General features: G+C 52.6%; 1 protein-coding gene and 1 pseudogene. One reads left to right on the top strand and one right to left on the bottom strand.

Annotation, left to right across the window (positions count from 1 at the left end; all coding sequences use genetic code 11):
• Nucleotides 1-185, bottom strand: a pseudogene (locus tag JCM12296_RS33625) (hypothetical protein); the annotation flags it as partial.
• A gap of 416 nt (nt 186-601) precedes the next feature.
• Here JCM12296_RS33625 and JCM12296_RS33620 point away from each other — a divergent pair.
• A partial coding sequence (locus tag JCM12296_RS33620; protein ID WP_054702338.1) for an SIR2 family protein occupies nt 602-3,244 on the top strand: 2,643 nt, incomplete at its 3' end.

Here is a 3,244-nt window from a genome sequence, read left to right as displayed (position 1 = left end):
TTCCGGCCGGATGTACTGCACCACCGCGGCGCGGTGCAGGCCACGCCGGCGATGTCACGTTCGAAACAGGCCACGCAAATGCCCATGTTTCCGGGATTGCCCATTTTTTGCAGCAGTGCGGCGAGAATGCCGATCAGGCCGCCCACACTGATGATTCCCCAACGGCTGGCAAATACATTTTTCATCGTTGCGATCTCCTCTTTCACGCGATGGCTAATGGTTTTATGAGCATAAGTCCGCGTATTTCACGGAACGCAGGTCAAGTCCAATTTGTAATTTGGATGGGTTTTGGTGATGGTATTGGATTGTCCAATGATGGGTGAGGGGGTTGGTTCTTTGGGATGGGGATGTCCTTCCAAATGGCATCGGGCGGCAGGTTGAAATTGACAGATTGATACCGGTTGCTATAACGCTGGTGAAATCATCGCATTTCAAGAACCACCCGTTTCAACGTTCGATTTGCTCCATTTCGCTCAAGATTATGACCCATGGGGATAATTACTGGAACCGACGCGTAAGGTTCAGGTACGTTACCCATCTGTAAACCAATTGGCGCGCGTGATTGCAGAAATGCCAAGAAGCGTTGAATGGACCCCGTCATATGAATCGAGAAACCCTGATCGAAAAGCTGAAGTCGGATATCGCCGCTGGCCGTGTGGTCACCATCACGGGCACGGGCGTGTCCGTCGCGGCATGCGGTAATCAAGAATTCGAAGGCTACCCGGTTGCCACATGGGGCGGCCTGTTGCGGCACGGTGTAAATCATTGCCGGGATATCGGTGTGGCCGATGATGGCGATGTCAATTTGCTCACCATGCAGATCGATAGCGGTAAAATCGATTTCATGATCAATGCGGCCGAAACGATTTCCCAGCGCATGAAGGACAAAAGCCCAGGCACGTTTCGCGGTTGGCTGAAAGATACGATTGGAGGATTAGTAGTTGAGGATTCAACCATTCCCCAAATCTTAGGCGTTTTTCCTGGTGTTCTTGCCACCCTCAATTACGACAACCTGATTGAGGACTTTACCGGCAGAACCGCTGTAACCTGGCTAAAAGCTGACGACGTTCAGGATATCTTAAAGGGGAAAATGGGCAACGCCGTGCTTCACCTGCACGGTTGGTTCCGGGAACCTGAATCGGTTGTGCTTGGTTTGGAATCCTATCTAAAGGTAAAGGACCAACCGCACGCCAAGGCCGTGCTCGAATTTTTTACAATGGGGTGTACCCTTCTATTCGTTGGTTGTGGGGATACGGTACTCGATCCCAACTTTGGCCGACTTATCGATTGGGGCAGGGAAGCCTTGAAGGATATTGCCCCACGTCACGTCCTGCTATGCCGCACCTCTGAGGTTGCCGAATTCCAACGCAAGCTCAAAGACGCGGCCTGGCTTCAGCCGCTGGCCTATGGTGAGAATTATGCGGATCTTGCTCCGTTTTTGAAAGGACTTGTTCCCTCGGGTGGTGCGCCAACCGGGCTAAAACCATGCGTGATCTCATGCGCTGGATTTGATCTCAGTGCCTACCAGCAGGCTATGCGAAAGCGCCATGGCCGGCTGAAGCTTGAAGAACTCGACCCGACCACGCATGACATGAAACCGCTTACCCTGACCGGCATGTTTATCGAGCAACATGCACGGGAGTGCGTTGAGTTCATGCCGCGTGTCTTTGAATTGCCGAAAGAACTCCAGCTCCAGCTGTGCAAGGCCGGAGAACTGGAAAACAAGGAAATTGATGAAGAGCTCCTCAAGGAACACTGGCGTGCTTACCTGGATCAATCCCCCCGTCCGATTCTGGAAATTGTCGATGATCCGACCCTTACCAGAATTGTGATTCTTGGTGATCCCGGCTCCGGTAAATCCACATTGATTCAGTATCTCCTGCTACGGTGGGCCGAAACTGTCGTAACGGATTTCTCATGTACCCCGTTGCCGCTCGTCATCGAGCTTCGCGAATACGCGCGCTTGCGCCGGGATGGGTTGGCGGATGGTTTTCTTCGCTACCTGCATGATGGTGCCAGCGTGCGTTGGCATTTCGACAAGAACCAGCTTGATGGATGGCTGAGAACCAATCCGAGCATAGTCATGTTCGACGGCCTTGATGAAATCTTCGACCCTGCCTTGCGTCGGGAGATTTCGATATCGATCCATCGATTCTCCGACGCCTATCCCCTGGCCCGCGTTATCGCCACCTCGCGTGTCATCGGCTATCAGCACCAGGCGTGGCGTGATGAAAAATTCCGCCATTTCATGCTCCAGGAACTGGACGAGGCGCAGATTGACGACTTTCTTGCCCGGTGGCATCGTGGTGCATACGAAGACCCTGCCAAGGGGAAAGAGAAACATACACTGCTGGCCCGCGCTATCGCGGATTCCAGTGCCATCCGGCAGCTTGCCGGAAACCCGCTACTCTTAACCATGATGGCGATCATCAATCGCACCCAGGACCTTCCCCGCGACCGTGCCGAGCTGTATGAACAATGTGCACGTCTGCTTCTGCATCAATGGAAGGTTGAAGCTGCCTTTGGCACCGATGCCGAGCTGGACAAGGCCTCGCTCGATTTCAAGGACAAACATGAGCTTCTGCGGCGGGTCGCCCATGAGATGCAGACCAGCAAGGAAGGACTTGCCGGGAATCTTATTGATGAAGAGACTCTTGAACGAACGCTGGCCGATGGCTTGAAGGATGTGCCCAATCTGCGGCCTGAACGAGCAGCCCGTGCGTTAATAGATCAGTTGCGCGGACGAAACTTCATGCTTTGTTGGTTGGGGGCGCGGACCTATGCCTTTGTCCACCGAACCTTTCTGGAATACTTTTGTGCCATGGAAATCCGTGATCGTTTCCAGACCGAAAAGTCGCTTTCACTGGATGAGCTCAAAGAGGGCATTTTTGGCCATTGGATGGATGAGATTTGGCATGAAGTCCTTACACTACTGGCAGGGATGCTTGCTCCACGGTTTGTTAGGGACATTCTTAAATGGTTGATTGGGCAATCCGACCCGGAGCAAACCTGCAAGCATATTTTTCTTGCCGCACGTTGTGTTGGCGAAGTCCGCAAGCTCACCGAACTTGGCGGTATTGTTCAAACAATTCGTGACAAAACCATGGCCCAGGTCCGGTTTGATTTCTGGTATCCATATAACCCATGGGGTGAAGAATATGTGAAAATAAGGGAAATTCGTACCTGTGCGGTCGAAATCGCTGCATGGGTTTGGAAAAAGTCAGATGAAACTCGAACTTGGCTC

It is taken from the genome of Desulfosarcina cetonica JCM 12296, from assembly GCF_001311845.1.
Taxonomy (GTDB): Bacteria; Desulfobacterota; Desulfobacteria; order Desulfobacterales; family Desulfosarcinaceae; genus Desulfosarcina; species Desulfosarcina cetonica.
This window is presented reverse-complemented; position numbering and strand designations above follow the sequence as displayed.